General features: G+C 27.0%; 16 protein-coding genes and 1 pseudogene. 2 read left to right on the forward strand and 15 right to left on the reverse strand.

Annotation, left to right across the window (positions count from 1 at the left end):
- Positions 1–216 precede the first annotated feature (216 nt).
- The gene (locus TS70_RS03280) at positions 217–1,194 is read right to left on the reverse strand and encodes a hypothetical protein (RefSeq protein WP_127092866.1); all 978 of its coding nucleotides are present in this window, start codon (positions 1,192–1,194) and stop codon (positions 217–219) included.
- A 476-nt stretch (positions 1,195–1,670) separates the two neighbouring features.
- Positions 1,671–1,970: a methionyl-tRNA formyltransferase gene (locus TS70_RS03285; protein WP_198049404.1), complete on the reverse strand. Its 300-nt coding sequence runs from the start codon at positions 1,968–1,970 to the stop codon at positions 1,671–1,673.
- Between the two features lie 200 nt (positions 1,971–2,170).
- Here TS70_RS03285 and TS70_RS08465 point away from each other — a divergent pair, with 200 nt between their 5' ends.
- Together TS70_RS08465 and TS70_RS03295 are read left to right on the forward strand one after the other, a co-directional pair.
- Positions 2,171–2,395 (forward strand): hypothetical protein, encoded by a 225-nt coding sequence (locus TS70_RS08465; protein ID WP_198049397.1) that lies wholly within the window; start codon positions 2,171–2,173, stop codon positions 2,393–2,395.
- 162 nt (positions 2,396–2,557) lie between these two features.
- On the forward strand, positions 2,558–3,340 hold the full coding sequence (locus TS70_RS03295; protein ID WP_198049398.1) for a hypothetical protein: 783 nt from the start codon (positions 2,558–2,560) through the stop codon (positions 3,338–3,340).
- Positions 3,341–3,762: 422 nt separating this feature from the next.
- On the opposite strand, the gene TS70_RS07445 is transcribed toward TS70_RS03295, so the two are convergent.
- The 13 genes and pseudogenes from TS70_RS07445 to TS70_RS03360 form a co-directional block, all read right to left on the reverse strand.
- Positions 3,763–4,017, reverse strand: coding sequence for a hypothetical protein (locus TS70_RS07445; RefSeq protein WP_232332400.1), 255 nt, complete (start codon positions 4,015–4,017; stop codon positions 3,763–3,765).
- Positions 3,992–4,951 carry a DNA polymerase IV gene (dinB, locus tag TS70_RS03305; protein WP_232332401.1) on the reverse strand — a complete coding sequence of 320 codons (960 nt, stop codon included), beginning with the start codon at positions 4,949–4,951 and terminating at the stop codon, positions 3,992–3,994. The genes TS70_RS07445 and dinB overlap by 26 nt, the downstream gene beginning before the upstream one ends.
- A 23-nt stretch (positions 4,952–4,974) precedes the next feature.
- Positions 4,975–5,760, reverse strand: coding sequence for a hypothetical protein (locus TS70_RS03310; RefSeq protein WP_198049399.1), 786 nt, complete (start codon positions 5,758–5,760; stop codon positions 4,975–4,977).
- Positions 5,761–5,905: 145 nt separating this feature from the next.
- Positions 5,906–6,979 carry a hypothetical protein gene (locus tag TS70_RS03315; RefSeq protein WP_040093510.1) on the reverse strand — a complete coding sequence of 358 codons (1,074 nt, stop codon included), beginning with the start codon at positions 6,977–6,979 and terminating at the stop codon, positions 5,906–5,908.
- 224 nt (positions 6,980–7,203) lie between these two features.
- Positions 7,204–8,424, reverse strand: coding sequence for a hypothetical protein (locus TS70_RS03320; RefSeq protein WP_198049400.1), 1,221 nt, complete (start codon positions 8,422–8,424; stop codon positions 7,204–7,206).
- A 218-nt stretch (positions 8,425–8,642) separates the two neighbouring features.
- Positions 8,643–8,858 (reverse strand): YneF family protein, encoded by a 216-nt coding sequence (locus TS70_RS07450; protein ID WP_004028146.1) that lies wholly within the window; start codon positions 8,856–8,858, stop codon positions 8,643–8,645.
- A gap of 123 nt (positions 8,859–8,981) precedes the next feature.
- Positions 8,982–9,932, reverse strand: a complete 951-nt coding sequence (locus tag TS70_RS03330) for a hypothetical protein (protein WP_198049401.1) — start codon at positions 9,930–9,932, stop codon at positions 8,982–8,984.
- 28 nt (positions 9,933–9,960) lie between these two features.
- Entirely contained in the window at positions 9,961–11,694 is a 1,734-nt protein-coding gene (aspS, locus tag TS70_RS03335; RefSeq protein WP_198049402.1) for an aspartate--tRNA ligase, read from the reverse strand.
- Positions 11,694–12,950: a histidine--tRNA ligase gene (gene hisS / locus TS70_RS03340; RefSeq protein ID WP_040093504.1), complete on the reverse strand. Its 1,257-nt coding sequence runs from the start codon at positions 12,948–12,950 to the stop codon at positions 11,694–11,696. The genes aspS and hisS overlap by 1 nt, the downstream gene beginning before the upstream one ends.
- A 511-nt stretch (positions 12,951–13,461) precedes the next feature.
- Positions 13,462–14,709 carry a hypothetical protein gene (locus TS70_RS03345; protein WP_198049403.1) on the reverse strand — a complete coding sequence of 416 codons (1,248 nt, stop codon included), beginning with the start codon at positions 14,707–14,709 and terminating at the stop codon, positions 13,462–13,464.
- A gap of 363 nt (positions 14,710–15,072) precedes the next feature.
- Positions 15,073–15,579, reverse strand: coding sequence for a ribulose-phosphate 3-epimerase (locus tag TS70_RS03350; RefSeq protein ID WP_241460370.1), 507 nt, complete (start codon positions 15,577–15,579; stop codon positions 15,073–15,075).
- A pseudogene (locus TS70_RS08830) lies at positions 15,572–17,445 on the reverse strand (PTS sugar transporter subunit IIC). The gene TS70_RS03350 and the pseudogene TS70_RS08830 overlap by 8 nt, the downstream one beginning before the upstream one ends.
- Before the next feature lie 522 nt (positions 17,446–17,967).
- Positions 17,968–18,333, reverse strand: coding sequence for a lipoprotein (locus tag TS70_RS03360; RefSeq protein ID WP_127092856.1), 366 nt, complete (start codon positions 18,331–18,333; stop codon positions 17,968–17,970).
- Positions 18,334–18,703 lie beyond the last annotated feature (370 nt).

The raw sequence follows: 18,703 nt of genomic DNA on the forward strand, positions 1-18,703 counted from the left end.
AGTAATGCAAGAAGTCTATTAAAATTATTAAATAATGCTTTAATTAAAATATCAATATCATTTTCGTTAATACTTCCACCCCAACCACTATGATCTTCTCTATAAAAAAATCAATAATTTCTTTTTTAACCATATGTGAAAATTTTTGATAATTATTATAATATTGATAATAAATTTGACTTATTTTCTTTCATTTAGATAAATTAATTCCTATTTTTAATTGATCGTGGAAAACTTTATAATATTTCTCAATTTCATTATATTGACTATGTGGTTATTTCTAATTAATTGTGAACTAGAATCATTTAATCATCAAATTAATGAGGTAGTACCAACAATGATTAATCCTATTAAAACTGATAATCCTAATGTTTCGGGAGCTAATGTTGCACTAACTGTTGTTTCAGCGCCAATGATTGCTTCTTCTCCAGCAGTGGTTAGCATTGCTGTTTCACCTGATGACAATAACGGTGCTAGTTCCGCTGTTTGGGCGGTTTCTGCTGTTGTTTCAAGCGGCGGCGAAACTAAATTATATCTAAAATAATTAGCAATTGTTTTTAAACCATTGATTGGTGATAATCCTGTTGTTTTGGAAACAGCAGCCAACCCAGCAGTAGAAATTAAACTTGAAGTAATAATTTCCTTTGCTCCAAGTTCATGGTTAGCATTTACAGGTGGCATTACATTAGCCGTTATTTTTGCTTTATCAAGAATGATGCCAGCCCTAATTGCTGCTGTACCAATCCGTTGTAATGTTTCTTTAAAACTTCTTTTTTCATTTTCAGATAAGGGTTCAAAATTTATTTTATTTAATTTTTTCTGTTTTTCTACATTAATATTTATTTCTGGAATTTGTATATGATTTATCATTAAGGTAGGATTAATTCTAAAGTAAACTTGAATCACTGATGTATAAATAGAATTTTCAGAGGGGGCAATTATTCAAATAAAAGTTTCATTATCATCAATTCTTATGAAATGAGCAACTACTTGTGTTATATCTAGGTTGGGATTTAAGTTTGCCAACCGTGCTAAAATAGTTGTTTGATCCTCATTCGGTAATACTCCTAAATCAGTATTTTTAATAACCGTACATAAAGGAATTAACAAAATATTAGTCAAATCTTGCTGTGATAAAAAATCACATAAATTAGAGCTAATAGAAAAACGGACATTTTGTTCTCCAAAATACATTTGACTATTTTCTCTAACGCTAATTGTTCATAATTGCGTACCATCTTCATTAAATCTAGTAAAATTAATTTGAATTTGTGTTGTATCTAGGTTAGGGTTTTGTTCTGAAATTCGTTCTAAAATAGTTGCTTGATCATTATTTGATAATATTCCTAAATTAACACTAGCAATTACATTTGAAATATTAATTCGAGAAGGGCCTGGATTTGAATGTCAATATAATGGTAGTGGGGTTATTTGTCTTTTTATTCGATTTGGTTTTTCTAATTTATTTTTTTCAAAATTGATTTTACTATTTTTTAAATTTTTAATATTTTCATTAATACAGGTTATTAATCTTTGATATAATTAATATTTTTTAAAATTTATTAACATATCATAAAAATAACCTAAATCTAGTTTGATTTAGTGAATACATTTTACCATAAGATTGATATTTTAAAACTAATTTTTAATTTCTTATTTTATATAACATATTATTTTTTTTCAAAACTAGTGCAATCAAATCATTTTCCTAATCTTAATCCTTGGTCTGTCAAATAAAACGTACCTGCTGGTGCCATTTCTTGACCTGGTGGTTGTAAAACTAAAATTTTAATCATCCCAGTTCCCGTTTGAACATAAATGCCTTCTTCATCACTATTAATAACTTCTCCCGGAAAAAAGATTTTCATAACCATCACAAATGTTTCATCTGGAAATAGTACTCGAGCCTTGCTAATATATCACTTTTTGTCATCTAAAAGGGTATATGCTTTTGGTGTTGTTGTTAATAAATGTTACGACTTCTTGATCAGGTTTAGTTCAATCGATTTTGTTATTTTTCATTTTAAAAGTTCTCCCATTTTTAAGTTATTATACACGTTTACGCAATATTAACAAAATCCTTTCCTATGTAAATTGCAAATGCCAACCGATAAAAAGTTAACTATTAATTTAGTTAACTTTTTTAAGTTAATTATAGGAGGTTGGAATTATGCAAACAAAGCAATATTTGATTTTGCCTACTATTTCAGATGGAATGGGTTCTATTTGAAGTGGTTTAGGNCAAGCAATGATGAAAGTTAAAGAAGCAATTTATGCTGTATTACCACAATTAATGACNTTTTTAGGTGATGCATGAATTATTTTAATTCCATTTGGTATTTTTGTAATTATTAAGATTTTAAACTTTTTCCGTGTTATGGTTAAAGGATTTTAATATTTATTATAATTGATCATATATCTTAGCTGTGGCACACTAGTTTTTATATGTGATTTTATTAAATAATTTTATTGTTTATTTTTACACTATACACTATTTTAAATGGTACTGTTTTAAGTTATAATAATGATAACAATAAAGAGAATAGGGGAGTTTACAATGGGAGTACCAACATTTTGTCCAATTCACATGAAAATTCATGAATGTCCAGAAAACAGTAATAAAGCTATTTCAAGTGCAAATGAAACAAAAATTAAAGCAAAGATGGCTCGAATGCTAAATCCAACAACTACCACTGAGTCAGAAAAAACACAACAGGCGGAAAAAGGCACAATTCAATATATTTTAGAAAATGCGAAAAAAAATAATAGTACTATTAAAAATAAACTGGGCATTGAAAGTGAAGAGGGGAGAAGTGTTGGTATTGATGAAAACGACATTAAAGCTAAAATGGCACGTTTACGTGTTTCTGTTAATGGGACACAAAGTACAACAAATTCTGAATCCACTTCCCCTACTCCCAATCAACAAGGATCTGGTTTACAAGAAATAATTGACCATGCTTATCGTGTTAATCGTGGAATTGAACGGATTAAAAGTCCAGAAAAAGAAAAATTAACAGCAGCAGCAATTAATTTTGATGATATTGATTTAAAACAATTGAATGAAGTAATGCAAGAAGAACAAGAAAAAAAAGTCGTCTCAGGCACATCGAAAACAAAAACAGCAACCAATAGGACAAAAACAACTAAAAATGGTTCTAAGAAAACTATTTCTACTACCAAAAAACCGAAACCAAAAACTACTAATGCTAATTCCACCAATAAAACAAATAATAAAACTGTTGTCTTAACAACTGATGAAATTGAAGATTTAATTGAAAAAGCAGTTATTAAGGCAATGGCAAAAGAAAAAGATAATAAAAAGAAAAGGGGTTCTTAACAGATTAAATTACTGTACTCCCCTTTTCTTTTTATTATCTTTTTCTTTTTTATAACTTTTATTTTTCTGATTTCATTATTTCTGTTAAGATTTGTTCTGTAAAGCAATATTTAATTACCTTGGCTGGATCAATAGCATAAGGGGGGATATTTTTTGTTACAACGCTACCAGCCCCAATTACAGCACCAGTGCCAATGTTAACACCAGGTAAAATAATGGCATTATAGCCAATTCAAACATCATGACCAATAACTGTATTTCCTTTTTGTGGGGTATTTTCCCGAAGCGTTGTAATTAAATTTTGTCAGTTAAAAATGCTAATGGATAACTTAAAAAATTCTGGTAATTATGATTAGCACCATTCATTAGAAATTTAACATTTTTAGCAATTGAACAAAACTTCCCAATAATAATTTGATCATTTAAATATGGAAAATGATATAAAATGCTTTTTTTTGACCAGTTAATAAAATATCTTTGCGATATTTTTTATTAATTTCTTTAATTAACTTAACTGTTGAACTTTCAACTTGCAAGTTGGGTAATGCATCAAGAGAAATTTGCTCTTTAATATCATATTTACTAATAATTCCTCGTAACCCAACCCCAATTAATCGAATTGGTTCACCTGTTCAAAATTGGTCAAACAATCTAATAGGCAGTTGAATAAATCTCATCTAGCAGATTAGTATAGTTTTGGATTCTTTGCTGCTTGGTAAAACGTTTTCGATTACTATTTTTTAAAGTAACATAAACAACATTACCAACCATTGTTCTTTTTTGTGCACGTTGACTTACATGCTTTGCTAATAAATAAATTTTATTTTTAATTTCTTCAAAGTTAACCAAATCATATTCTACCGTTGTTTCATTGCCAATTTGTTTTAACTGATTATGCTCCAATAATAATTCATCACTTCCCCCACCCTTTGCTCGTTCTACAAACCTACTTGCCGGTTTACCCAAGATTGTCTCTAATAAGGCAAAATCAGGAAACTCTGCTAAATCTTTAATTGTCATAATTCCAAGCGCATTTAACCGTTTTGTTGTTTGTTGACCAATTCCAAATAGTTTATTAACCGGTAACGGATGAACAAGATTTGGAACATCTTCTGGACGAATTAACGTAATTCCCATTGGTTTTTTTAAATCACTAGCAATTTTTGCTAAAGATTTATTATATGAGATACCAATACTATTTGGTAACCCTAACTGTTGAAAAACATTTTGTTGCATGTCAACTGCTAATTGCATTGCTGAACCATATTTTAAATAAATATCTGTTACATCAATATAACATTCATCAATTGAAGCAACTTCAATTTGATTAGTATAATGCGAACTAATAAAATCAAATAATTTTTGGGCAAATTCAACATATAACCCAAAATCATGATTAACAATTTCTAAATTAGGATAAATTTCTTTTGCCTTATAAAGGGGCATTGGACTATTAATTCCTAATTTTCGTGCCGCATAATTTGCTGTTGTCACAATCGCTCTTCGTGAGGGTGAAGATACCACTAATGGTTTTAATTCCCGCTGGGGATCTAATGCTTGGTGACAACTAGCAAAAAAACTATTCATATCAATATGAAAAATAACTTTCATAACAAAACTCCCCTACCCTCTTCTTATAAACCAAATGGACCAGTATATTTATAAATCTGTTTAAAAATAAAATTATAACCAAATAAATAGGTAAATTGAATTCCACGAGCATAACTACGAGCAATAATTCAATCATCATATAATTCGGGAAATTCTTTCTTAACAAATGGACGCATTTCTGTTTCATACAAATTTTCTAAGTTTTGTTTAAAATGGCCATTAAAACCTAATAAAATTAAATAAGCTGCAATAATAAAAATTAAGATTAAATTTAAAATGCCATAATGTTCAATGAAATAAAAAAAATTAAAATCTAGTAAACTTGGATCCACTTTTATTAAAACATAAAAAATAATAATAAGAATTGATAATATGAAAAATAAAAACAATAATAATGGCGGTGCCACATATAATAAAAAATTCATTGTTCGTATATGACGATTTTTTAAGTGTAACTGTGTAGCAAAAAAAGTACGTCCTAAAACATAATCTAACCCTATCCCTGATAAAAAATAAGACTGATTAAATAATTGTAAATCATTAATATAAAACGTTTTCTTTTTATAAGAATTAGTAATTAACACTTGATGTGGTTTTCGTACTACTTTTAACCCACTAATTTTCTTTTTGGTTAAATAACGATCAATTACTTCTAAAGATGTCATTGTTTGACTAGGAGTATTATTTAAATTTGGAATTGGTACTAAAATATTTCGATAAGAAACAATTAAAAAAATTAACACAATAATATTAATTGCAACAAAAAATCCAATTAAAATAAAGGCAATTTCACTATTTCCTAACATCATTTCAATCATCCTTTGCTTGTACTCATTTATCCTATTATAACTTGAAAATAACAACATTAATAGAGTCTATTAATAAAAATTAGTTTTTTTCATAAAATAAAAACTGATTTGTCTAGGCGATCAAAGGTTATTTTGCCCATCAGCTTTACTTTTGGTTTTTTTCTTCGGTTAATTCAATTTCACCTGCATTAATTCTTTGTAGTTGCTTTTTAACAATTTCTGATAATGAACTTAAACTACCATTGTTTAGCTTCATTTGTAACAGTTTTTTTCGTTCCTCATTATTTGGATCAGCTGCTAATTTTAATAATCGTAATCGTTGTTCATAACTTAAATGGTCAGGGTCTAAAACATCATTTTCATCAATAAAAATTGCTTCTTCTTTACTAATTGCAATGTTTTTCTTTGCATTCTTTAAGATATCACTCAACGCAGGATTATGATTTATTGCATTTTCATCAAGAATAGTTGTGATATTTTCTTCTGTAAAAGTTAAATTTTCATGATTTGGATTAGTTCCTAAATCATTACATTTTGGTTTAACAGCATCTTCTCCTTGCACTTTTAACAATAAATCAGCATTATTAAAGTATTTTTTTTCCGAATAAATTTCATCCCCACCAGCACGAGGTGTTGCATCCAACACAACTTTTGCTGGTTTATTAAGTAATTCTTCTAATGTCTCAGGAACAAGAAAACTATATTTTCGACGGCCTTCAACACGCGGCTCTTGTACTCGATTACGAAGAACATCTAATTTTCGTGTAACCAAATTAGTTTTTGATTTTTGTCAACGATCATAAATTTGGTTAACATTTAAAACTGGTTCAAGGGTATCGTTTTCGTCAAGAGGGACAAAACGGTTTTCATTATTTAAATTTAATTCATCTAAATCATTTAGTTCTTCTGATTGATCAATTTCAACTATTTTTTCTGATCGATTTGATAAACTTTCAAGTTCCTCATCGGTTGCTAATTCATCATAACTATTACTTTCATTAAAAACCTCATCATCCTGGTTTTGATTAACATTAAATTTATTATTATAATATGAAAATGTTTCATAGTCATCCGTGGTCTCAACATTGTTAACAATGTTTCGTTCCAAACGAATTTCATCAGCATTTGTTTTAACAATTGAAGTTGGACGTTTTGCTGGATCAAATTCATTTGGATCATAATCATCTCAATAATCAATGACTTTTTTCATATCCCCCATTATTAAAACCCCCATATGTTTTTACTTATATATTATACTACAATTTTAACTTGAAAAAAATACCCCATAATTAAAACTATTTTTATCATTTAAAAAGACTGAGTTCTAATCAGTCTTTTTAAAAAATTCATTTATACTAAACATTTATTTTATTTAATATCAAACTACACTTATTACTCTGTATAACAAATTGTAAACGATAAACCTAAGTAAACTAAATCTTTTTAAACTTGACACAAAACAGACATTACTCCAAATACTTCACTTAAAATTTCCCCAAAATGAGGAATATATTTAGTTATTTGACTAGCAACTTTTGTTGTAGTACTACAGTATTTATCAGAAGGGTTTAAAATTGAATCAATCTTTTTATTTATTCTATTAATTTCTCGTTTAAGATTGTCAATATCTTTTTTTAAATTATTTATTGAATTATTTAATTTTTCTATTTTTAAATCAATTTCTATTAGATTTAAAATATAGCCTCAATCTCTAATATAGCTTTTCATTTGTTCTGCAACGTTATCTCTTCATATATTCTTTTGAGCCTCAGAAAGTTTAGGAACATCTTCTATAATTTCACGTTTTATTCTTTTTTTTCAATCTTTTAAATTATATAATCATAATTGTACTTTTGGATCATTAACAAGAATATCATTGATTTTTTTCAAATTAACTTTAGTATTAAAAATAAAATCATTTTTTATATTTCCTATTGAATAAATTTTAGAATTATCTTTTATTTTTAATTTTAATAAAAAACCTTCACTAAAACTCAAAAGTTTTTCTTTTTTTATAATTTCAATATCATTAATATTTAAATTAGGATATTGAACTTTAATTCTATCAAAAATATAATTATTATTGTTATCTTCAATGATTCCTAGACCAACTTTTTCTCACTTTATTAAATCACTTTTAAAATCATCATTTAATTTTTTAACATATGAATTTGGATATAATATTGTGTCATTAGGGGCAATGGAAGCATTAAAATGATCAATATTCATAGAAATCACAGAAGTATATAATCTATAATTAATTTTTATTCTTTTGTCTTTAGAACTGTTCTTATATACCTCAATAATTTCATTTCAATGATCTCATATAGCTTCCCCAAGAGCATAGTCAGGCGAATTCCCATATATTCCGGTTATATTTTTTTTAGCAAATTCTAGAAAAGCGTTACTAAATAACCGTTTATCGTTCTTATTTGAATAATAAATGTGTGCTAAATTTTCAAAAGTTTCTGGTTTTAACAAAAGCTCAAAATAACTAAAATTATCCTCTTCATCAGTTTTAATACGTTCATCATTACCATTAATAGTATAATTTTTTGTATTAGTACCATTATTTTGTTTTTCATATTTGCTAACGGTAATAAACGTTGGCATACTTGTCTCACTAATTATTAATACACTTACTAAACTTAAAATTTTTTTCATAACTATTTCTTTCTCTCCTGTTGTTTTGTTTAATCCCTAACCATCAACTATTACAACTATTATATATCTTTTATTATGAAAATAATTTTTACAATAACTTTTGCAAAATTAAAAAACATCAATTAATAAAATTTATAATCTCTTATTACAAAGATTTGTTTTATTAATTGATGTTTAAGATTACATTTGCAAAAAATTAATAAAGTTCTTCAACAAAATTATTTAGCTCGTTTCATTGAATTCATTACTTTTTTAATGTCTGCTTCAGAAGGTTTTCTTCCCATTTGCATATACATTGCCCGAATTTGTTTTTCAGTAATTGGAGGATTATCACGTAATTGTTTTTGTACAATTTTTTTTGTAATTAAAAATCCTAATACCCCACCAATAACTAAACAACCAATTCCTATAATAAGTCCTGCTCATCACGGCATTTGAAACTCCTCCTTTTATATTCTATTAATTACCCTATAATTCCTATAATATTTTAACATATTTTAAGATATTAGTTAAATATTATCTTCATATTTCATCTCAAAAGACAAAAAAATAGAACATTATCCTCATATTTCGGTAATATTAAGGTTAGTTTCTAATTTTTGAATAGTAATATTTTTATTTTGTGTAATAAAAAATAAAATATCAGTTTTTAAATCACCTTGTGTTTGTTGGCCAGCAATAAGAAGATTGCTCTTCCAAAAGGTAATTAACTGAACAGTTAAAACAACATTATTATTAATAGTAAGCTTTGTTATTAATGTTAAATCATTAGTTAAAATATTATTACGATATAAACTACCATCATTTAAAAGTAAATAAAAATAACGGTTATTATCCCATGTCGAACTAGCCGTTAAACCGATAATGCTCTGCTTTTCAAAAAGCGTTTCAACAACTAATGTTGGTTTTAAAGAGTTTGTCATCCGATATAAAACCAAATCAATTGCAATATATAAATAGTTATTAATAACCATCATTAGCACATTTTTAGTTTCATCATCTCGAAACGAAGCAATAATATCTCATTGGTAATTATGGAACCGAATTAATTTTTTAGTATTATCTTCTGGAAAAGTAACCACTAAATATTCACTTTCAAATAATGAGCAACTAGCAAAAATTTCATTAAGTTGTAATTTCTCATCAAAAATAACGGTTTGTTGATTTGTCGATAAATTATAATAAGCTAAATAAATTCCTACTTGGTCTTTTTTTTGATACAAATAATATACCAAAAGTTCTTCTGTTGTTGATTGTGAAAAATTAACACACTTTATTATTAATGCTTGTGGCAATGAAATTTGCTTAATTTTTGTTATTGTTAAGTCATTCATTTTATAAAAAATAATCTTTTGGTCAAAATACTCAAAAAAATAAAGTTCTTTTTTAAACTTAATTTTTTTACGATAACTATTCTTTGTTAAATTACCAAGTTTAGCTATCACATTTGGTGCAAACTGATATATGCTGTTATTTGTTATTAACAACATTTCCTCATACGTTGACATTTTAATTCCTTCTTTATTTTAAATCTTTCTATTTTAACTTAATTCCTAATTCATCTAATTGTTTTGAATCAACTGAACTTGGTGCTTCTGTCATTGGATCACTTCCCGAAGCATTCTTCGGAAAAGCAATTACATCACGAATTGAATCACTATTTGTTAAAATCATTGCTAATCGATCAAGACCAAAGGCAATCCCCCCATGTGGTGGTATGCCATAATTAAAAGCATTTAAGAATCATCCAAATTTACTTTCAATTTCTTTAGCACTTAATTGTAATGATTGAAACATTTTTTGTTGAATCTCACTTTGATGAATTCGAATACTTCCCCCACCAATTTCATAACCATTTAAGACTAAATCATAAGCATTAGCACGGGCAGTTGCTAAATTTTGTTCAAAATTATTTAAATATTCTGTTGTTGGTGCTGTAAAAGGGTGATGAGCTGCTTCATAACGATTTGTTTCATCCGATCATTCATACAATGGCCAATTAACAATTCATAAGAAATGATATTCATTCGGTGGAATTAAAGCAAACATCTTTGCCAATTCAACCCGAACCGCTCCTAATGCTTGGCAAGTAACACTCTTTTCATCACTAACAAAAAAGAACGTTCCCGTTTGATTATTACTAATTTTTAATAATGCTGTTTTTTCAGCATCACTAATAAATTTTGCAATTGACCCTTCTCATACATTATTTTCTTGTTTAACTCATGCTAATCCTTTTGCTTTATTCTGTTGCGCAATGCGAGTTAATTCTTCTACTTGTTTTTTTGTTACTAAATGTGGAATAAAAATCCCTTTTAAACTAAGATTATTTTGTAAGGCATTAGCAAAAATACTAAAAGTTGTTTGAGCAAAAATAGTTGTTGCATCAAACAATTGTAAATCATAACGCATATCTGGTTTATCTGTTCCATATTTTTCAATTACATCATCATAATTCATTTGCATAAATGGCGTTTTAATTTTAACGTTCATTACTTCAGCCATCACAACTTTAAATAATGCTTCAACTAACACAAAAATATCTTCTCGTTCAACAAAACTCATTTCCAAATCTAATTGGGTAAATTCTGGTTGGCGATCACTTCGTAAATCTTCATCACGAAAGCATTTTGCAATTTGAAAGTACTTATCAAAGCCAGCTAACATTAACAATTGTTTAAATAACTGTGGTGATTGTGGTAAGGCATAAAAATTATGTAAACTTTGTCGTGATGGCACTAAAAAATCACGCGCTCCTTCTGGGGTTGATTTATTTAAAATTGGTGTTTCAATATCAATAAATTTTTGTTCTTGTAAAAACTGGCGAATTATATTGATTAAATGATTTCGTAACATAATTTTTTGTTGCATTACTGGGCGGCGTAAATCTAAGTAACGATATTTCATTCGGACATCTTCTAAAGCATCAGTAACATCATTAATAATTAAAGGGGTCGTTTGTGCTTTTGATAAAATTGTTACTGTTGTTACACTAATTTCAATTTCACCTGTTTTTAACTCTGAGTTCTTATTTTTTCGTTCAACAACAACTCCTTCAACACGAATAACAAATTCATTACGAATACTGTTTATCATCTCATACTGAGGATGTTTCGGTTCAACCACAATTTGAGTAATACCTTCCCAATCACGTAAATCTAAAAAAATAATGCCTCCCATACGGCGATTTTTTGCCACTCATCCTTCTAAAACAACTTTTGTTTGAACATTCTTTAATGTTAATTCCCCACAGGTGTGTGTTCTCTTCATTATTTATTCTCCTTACTTAAAAATGTAATAATTTTTTCAAACTTAACTTCTTGCTCTTTACCAGTTGTTTGGTTTTTAATTTTAACAACATTCTTTTTCAATTCTTCATCACCAATAATAATTGCATTCTTTGCTTTTAACCGTTCTAATGATTTAAACTGTGCTTTAACACTACGTGATAAATAATCACAATCAGCACGAAAACCACTTCCGCGTAATAGTAATAACAATGATGATGCAAAATAACGGGCATGATCAGATAAACAAATTAAATAAACATCTAAATAAGGTTCATCTGCTAACTTAATTTCATTTTCTGTTAACGTTAATAATAATCGTTCTAATCCTAGCGCAAAACCAACTGCTGGATAATCTAAACTAGGTTCAAAACTATTTACTAATTGGTCATATCGCCCCCCGCCTAATAACGTTAATTCTCGTTCTTGTTTATCAACAACAACTTCAAAGACAAGTGACGTATAATAATCTAACCCGCGGACTAATTTATGATCTAATACAAATGGAATTGCTAATTTTGTTAAAATATTTTGTAAATTATTAAATTCGGTTTGATCACTTTCTGTTAAATAATCATAAATTTTGGGAGCTTGATCAAATTTTTTATTATCAATTTTACAATCTAATACTCGCAATGGATTTTTTTTCACCCGAATAGCACAATCAGCACATAAATCTTGTGTTTTTAAAAACGTTTTTAAAACTGCAATGTATTTTGTCCGTTCTGCCCCAACTGCTAAGTAATTTAATTTTAAAGTAAGATTTGATAAACCAAGCGCTTTTAAAAGATTATAACCAAGTAAGATTACTTCAACATCTAATAAGTAATTTTTTACCCCAACAACTTCAACACCAAACTGATTAAATTGTCGTAATCGCCCATGTTGTGGTCGTTCATAACGAAACATACTCCCAAGATAAAACAATTTTAATGGTAATTCATATTTCCCATATAATTTATCTTCTAAAATACTACGAATCACAGGCACGGTTGCTTCTGGGCGCAACACAAATTCACGTTCTTTTTTATCTAATAATTCAAACATTTCTTTAGTCACAATATCAGTTTCATTGCCAACAGCACGAACAAATAAATCCTTTGCTTCAAAGATTGGTGTTCTAATTTCATGGTAATTATACTGCATCACAATATCTCGTAAAATTAATTCTAATGCACTTAATTCACTAGCTTTTTCATAATAGATGTCTTCGGTTCCCCGTGGTTTTTGAATATTCATAACTTTCTTTCCTCTCTAAATAAAAAACTAAAAGATTTCTTAGGAACGAAAAATCGCGGTGCCATCCTATTTCATTATCTTTTAGTTAATGCGCTTTATTTTGTCAAAATCTATTAAATTTTTATAATGAAGTTGTCAACACTGTTTAAAAGGGTAATAGTTTCCACCGACCACTATTTCTCTGAGCAATTATTTTTATCAATAATTTCTTTCAATTAAAATTATACCTATTTTTTTAAAAAAGTAAATTAATTAAAAGCAAAGTTAGCATAAAAGTTTGGGGACCTATAAACTTATTCCAAATCCAGATTTTGCAATATTAAAAGTATAAGAATTAATTTATAATTCTTATACTTTTAAGTTATAATATTTATTAAATTAAATATTCTATCGTAAAATTATCCTGAATTTTCTTGTGAAATTTCAAGTCCTTCGACAAAAAGCAATATTAACTTTATTAAATTCATATTATGTAATAACATTCAATAATTGTTTCTATCTTTCCTCCTTTTTAATCATTATATAATCTAAGGCCATGGCCAAAGCCCATTCAGATTCCACCGCCGCCACGGTACATTCCTTTTGTTAAGACATTATATCCAACTGAAAATTGCAAATAATAATTCCCATTTTCAAAATAATAACTTAAAATAATAAATTGTTTTCCTCAAATTTTATTTCCTCATAATGTATAATTAAGATTAAAATTTTGAATTTCAAAACATTTTTTTAAATTGTTATTGTTCAAAACAATAAAATTATTAGAAGATAAATTTTTATTTAAAATTTTTTCTTTTAATAATGAACCATTAAATTCATTTGGATTTTTCCCCTTAAATGGATCATTCCCTCAACTTATTTTTGAATAAAATTCAGAATTATTTCCTATAAATTCAAGTTTTTCATAATTTAATGGATTAATTGTTCCAAGATTAAAAGTATATAATACTTTTAATGTTATTTTTTTATTTTTATAAGACTGATATATACCAGCAGGATAATTAAGTAATCTTGAATATTCCGAAGTTCAATTTTCATTAAAAGCCTTATTATTAGAAAAATTTAATGATAATTCATTTTCGTTATAATAACTAGGATATGGCAATTCCACAATATTCATTGCTCTAGCGGCTAATTTATAAACGCCGTTTTTAGCAGCAATATACAAATTATCATTTTTATCAACTGATATCGTATCAACTCAACCTTCAAAAAGATTTGTCATTGTTTTTGTTATTTGATTAAAATAATACACATTTTGTTCTGTTCCAATATAAATGTTATCACTTTTATCAAATGCAAGGGACTTAACCGATTGCGTTATTTCTTTAATTTTAGTTATTGTTTTAAAAATAGCACTTAGTTTATATATCCCATTTTCTGTTCCAAAGTAAACATTGTCGTCACTATCTGCTTTTATTATGTTTACTTTTGATCTAATTTGATCAAGTTTTTTTGGTCAAGATAATCAATCACGTTTCAAGTTATAAATACTATTCCCTTCTTCATAGAAAACATTCCCAAGGCGATCCTTAAAATATAGAATATTTTCACGATCAAAATTTAGTCTTATTTTCAAATCTGACAAATATTTGACTTTGCCAAGCAATGAAGGTATTTCTGATGATGGATTTTTATTTATTGCTAATTGATTTATTGCTAATTTATTTTGTTTTAAAGTAAGATTAGTAACAATGCTAGGTAAAATTGTAGAACCTGACATTGCAAGAGTTCCTAATATTACTAATATTTTGCGCATTTTTTATTTCCTTTCTTTTTCTTAATTAAATTGCAAAACAAATATTATTAGTTTTAAAATAATAAAATAATTTTATTTCCATAACAAATAGATTAATAAGGTTTGTCTTTTGATATAATAATTTACGAAAATATTATTACTTTACAACTGTTAGTGAATTTAATATTATTTTAAAAAAATAGGATTAATGTTAATCCTATTTTACAAAATTTTTAATTTATTAATTTTATCAATAACATTTTGATATTCTTGTTCTCCAAATAATAAAGACCCAACAACAATTAAATCAACCGCATTTGTAATTAATTGCTGAATATTATTTCAGCGTACTCCCCCATCGATTTGAAATAATAAATGTGGCTGCTACTGTTTTAGGATTTTAATCTTCTTAATTTTTTGTCATACGATTGGTTCAAAACTTTGACCAACAAAGCCCGGTTTAATTGCCATAATGGTAATTAAATCAATTCTTGACAAAAGATCACTAATTTCAAAAATATCATTTAGTAAATCTAACGCAATCCCCACTTTGCAGTGTTGTTGTTTAATTATTGTAATTAATTCATTAGCTTCTTGGTAATCTTTAACACTTGCTCAATGAAAAGTAATATAATCAGCTTGAACAAATAATGGGAGTTTGTTGAATAAATTAATCCCCATTATATGAACATCAATTGTTAAATTTGGATAATGTTTTTTAATATCATTAAGTTGTTTTGGACCTAAACCATAGTTTTGAACAAAAACACCATCCATAACATCAAAATGAATTCAATTAATACCTATTGTTTGTAATTTTTTAATTTCTGTATAAAAATTAGTGGTATCGGCACAATAAATTGATGGGGTTAATAAAAACTTCTTATTCATAAGCTTTTAAAAATTCAATTAACTTAGTTTTTAATTCATTATCATCTAATAAATTATCTAAAACAATTTTATCTTGATAAGAAATCGAATTAACTAAATCCGAACCACAAATAACAGCCAGAATGTTCTGATCATTTGGATCAAACGCATTAATATTCGTGTGACTAACTTCGATATTTTCTAATTTTAATTCTTCAATAACATTTTTAATATTCATTTCAATTATCAGGAACGATCCTAAACCTTACCCACAAACAGCAACAAGTTTATTGCGTTGCTGTAAGTTAACTGTTTTATTTATCGATAATAAACTTTCTGAATTGTTTGCTGAAACTTTTTTGTTTGTTGTTATTGAAGTTAAATTTTTATTACCATTTTTTTACGAGATAAAAAAGTAACTAAATTAATAATTGGAAATAACATTTAAAGCATAATAGCAATTAATGGTAATAATCATAAACTCGTTTTTCGCCCAACTAGTTGCCCTAACGCAGCAATTGGTAATTCCAATAAGAAATCACTATCTCCTTACGTTAAGACATTTAAACTACCATCAACATTAGGTAATGTTTGCATATATCTTAACCCAAAGAATAAAAATGGAATGAAACTCATTAAAATCCCATTAATAAATGGACCAAAGATAGCTCCTAAAATTCCACCATGTGCATTACCAAAAACCCCGGCTGTTGCGCCAACAAAAAAATGCGGAACAATACTTGGGGGATTACAATTGCTCATCCAATAATCCTTGAATCTTGAAGACCAATACTATGGACAATCCCAATTGTAATTGCCATTCCAAAAATTCCACCAATAAATGACGCAATAAAACCAATTAAAACAGCATTTTGCGCATAAGGAAACATTGTTGGACAATCCAAGGCCGCTTTGGCATTAGGGACTAACTTCTGAGAAATTCCTTTAAACGAAGGAACAATTTCAGCAATAAACATTCTAACTCCAATTAGTAACACTTCAACCCCCAGCAGCAAACAAAAATGATTGTAATAACCCTTGCACAAAAACATCTTGGTTATTAGCAATAACATTGGCGTTAACTAAAGCATCATAACCTTTAACCCCTCAGGCCGTAAAGTAAATAATTAAATATAAAAAGAACATTGCAATTGCAATATTAGTATTGCGTAGAAAACTTAGTCCTTTTGGAAAATTAATTTCCTCTGTTGATTTAAGTGGTTTTTTACTTATTTTTGCAATTAAAATACCAACTCATGCTGAAAACAAATATGACAATGAACCAGTATGACCAACTGCTAATGTATTTGATTTTGTAATTTTGATAACATGTTTATTTAAAAACGCTGGTGAAATAATCATTCATAATGAAACAAATAATGACCCCGTAATAACAATAATTGGTAAATCTTCTTGTAAATTTAATCCAGCTAAATTTAAAGCACTAGCAAACATTACTGATAAATAAAATAAAACATGACCTGTTAAATAAATATATTTATGTAATGTAATGCGAGCTAATAAGATATTTAACAGCATTGCACAAATCATAATTAATGATTCCGCTAAAACAATTCTTGGTAAGACATTTAAGAATAACCCTGGAATAACATCATTATTAGCAATAATTCCATTAATACTAAATAATAAATTAAAAGCGTTCCCTAGTTTACCAACTGCTCCTGCTAAAATACCAGCACCACCACCGATAATTAAAAATCCAATTATTGTTTTAATTGTTGCTGAAATAGTTTCTGTAAATTTCTTTCGTTGTAATAAACAACCAATAAGCGCAAATAATCCAATTAAGATTGCCGAAGTTCCAATAAATTCTTTAAAAAAATTTAAAATATAATCTCCTGTATTTAAAGATAAAACATTATTCATTTTACCCCTCCCTGCTAATTATTGTATTTTCATTAGTTCATTATTTGAATTACAAGTCTCTTATTTATTTAAAAATTTTTGTGTTAAAAACACCTTTTTACCAATTAAACTAAAACATTAAATCAACTTAACATATTTCTAATATGTTATAACTTCATTCTATTTTTTTGATAAAACTTTACAATTTTCTTTGCACATTTTGTAATTTATATTAAATTTGGAAATTTTCTGCAAATTTATATCAAATTAATTATTCTAAAACAAACAATTTTAACATCATCAAAAAAACAAATGCAAGTTTTAGTTGCATTTGCTATATTAATTAAATTATATGATAAAAAACAAACTATTTAAAAAATAGTTTGTTTTTTTACTTTGCTTAAATTAGTATTTCTAACCATATATTTGAACTAACATTTTAAATTGCCCCGATAACTCAAATGATTCAAAAACAACATAAAACGCTTTTGCCGTAATTAATTCATTGTTTAGATAACTATCGCCAGGAAGAAGACCATTAATTTATTCCCCCGCTGAATCTAGGTCCTCTATTACTTTCTGCGTTCCGATGGCATATAAAGAATCCATTATCCCATTAAGGTTAAGTGTTTGTTGGATATAATTTCTTGCAATATCATAATATTCATTTTCCTCATAATTAAAAATATCTTTCACCTGATGAGCAATGTATTGTCAGAAACCTTCATCAATTTCATCTTGAGCTAAAGAAATATCATTAAAATTTTTTACTGCCTTTTCTTCCTCATTTTTATTTTCTTCGTTATTTTTATCCTTCTTATCAATAACATTATCTTTACAAGCGGTAACACCGCTTGTCCCTACACCAGTTAAAGTTACTACACTTAAAATATTTAATAGTTTTTTCATATATGTTATTTTCCTTTCTAAATAATTTATATAGTACGTGTGAAATATTTTTCAATATAATGTATTTAAAACAAAAATTATAAAAAATCAATAATTAGATTGTTCTATAATTCTATGTTTTTAATTCTAACAAAAAGAAAAAAATATATATAAAAAGAATTCAATAAATATGTTTTATCAAATAATTTGCAAATTATTTGATAAAACATACAAAAAATTATTTTTTTTAGAACAATATTTTAATTTAACCTTGAAAAACTTAATTTAGTTTAATCATCATTTAATTGTCTTAGCATCTTTAATTCTTTTTCCCATTATATGTATTTTATCTTGCTTGCATTTACAATAGACTTCTTGCGATACCCTTTTT

The organism is Spiroplasma sp. hyd1 (assembly GCF_016082235.1).
GTDB classification, from domain to species: Bacteria; Bacillota_I; Bacilli_A; order Mycoplasmatales; family Mycoplasmataceae; genus Spiroplasma; species Spiroplasma poulsonii.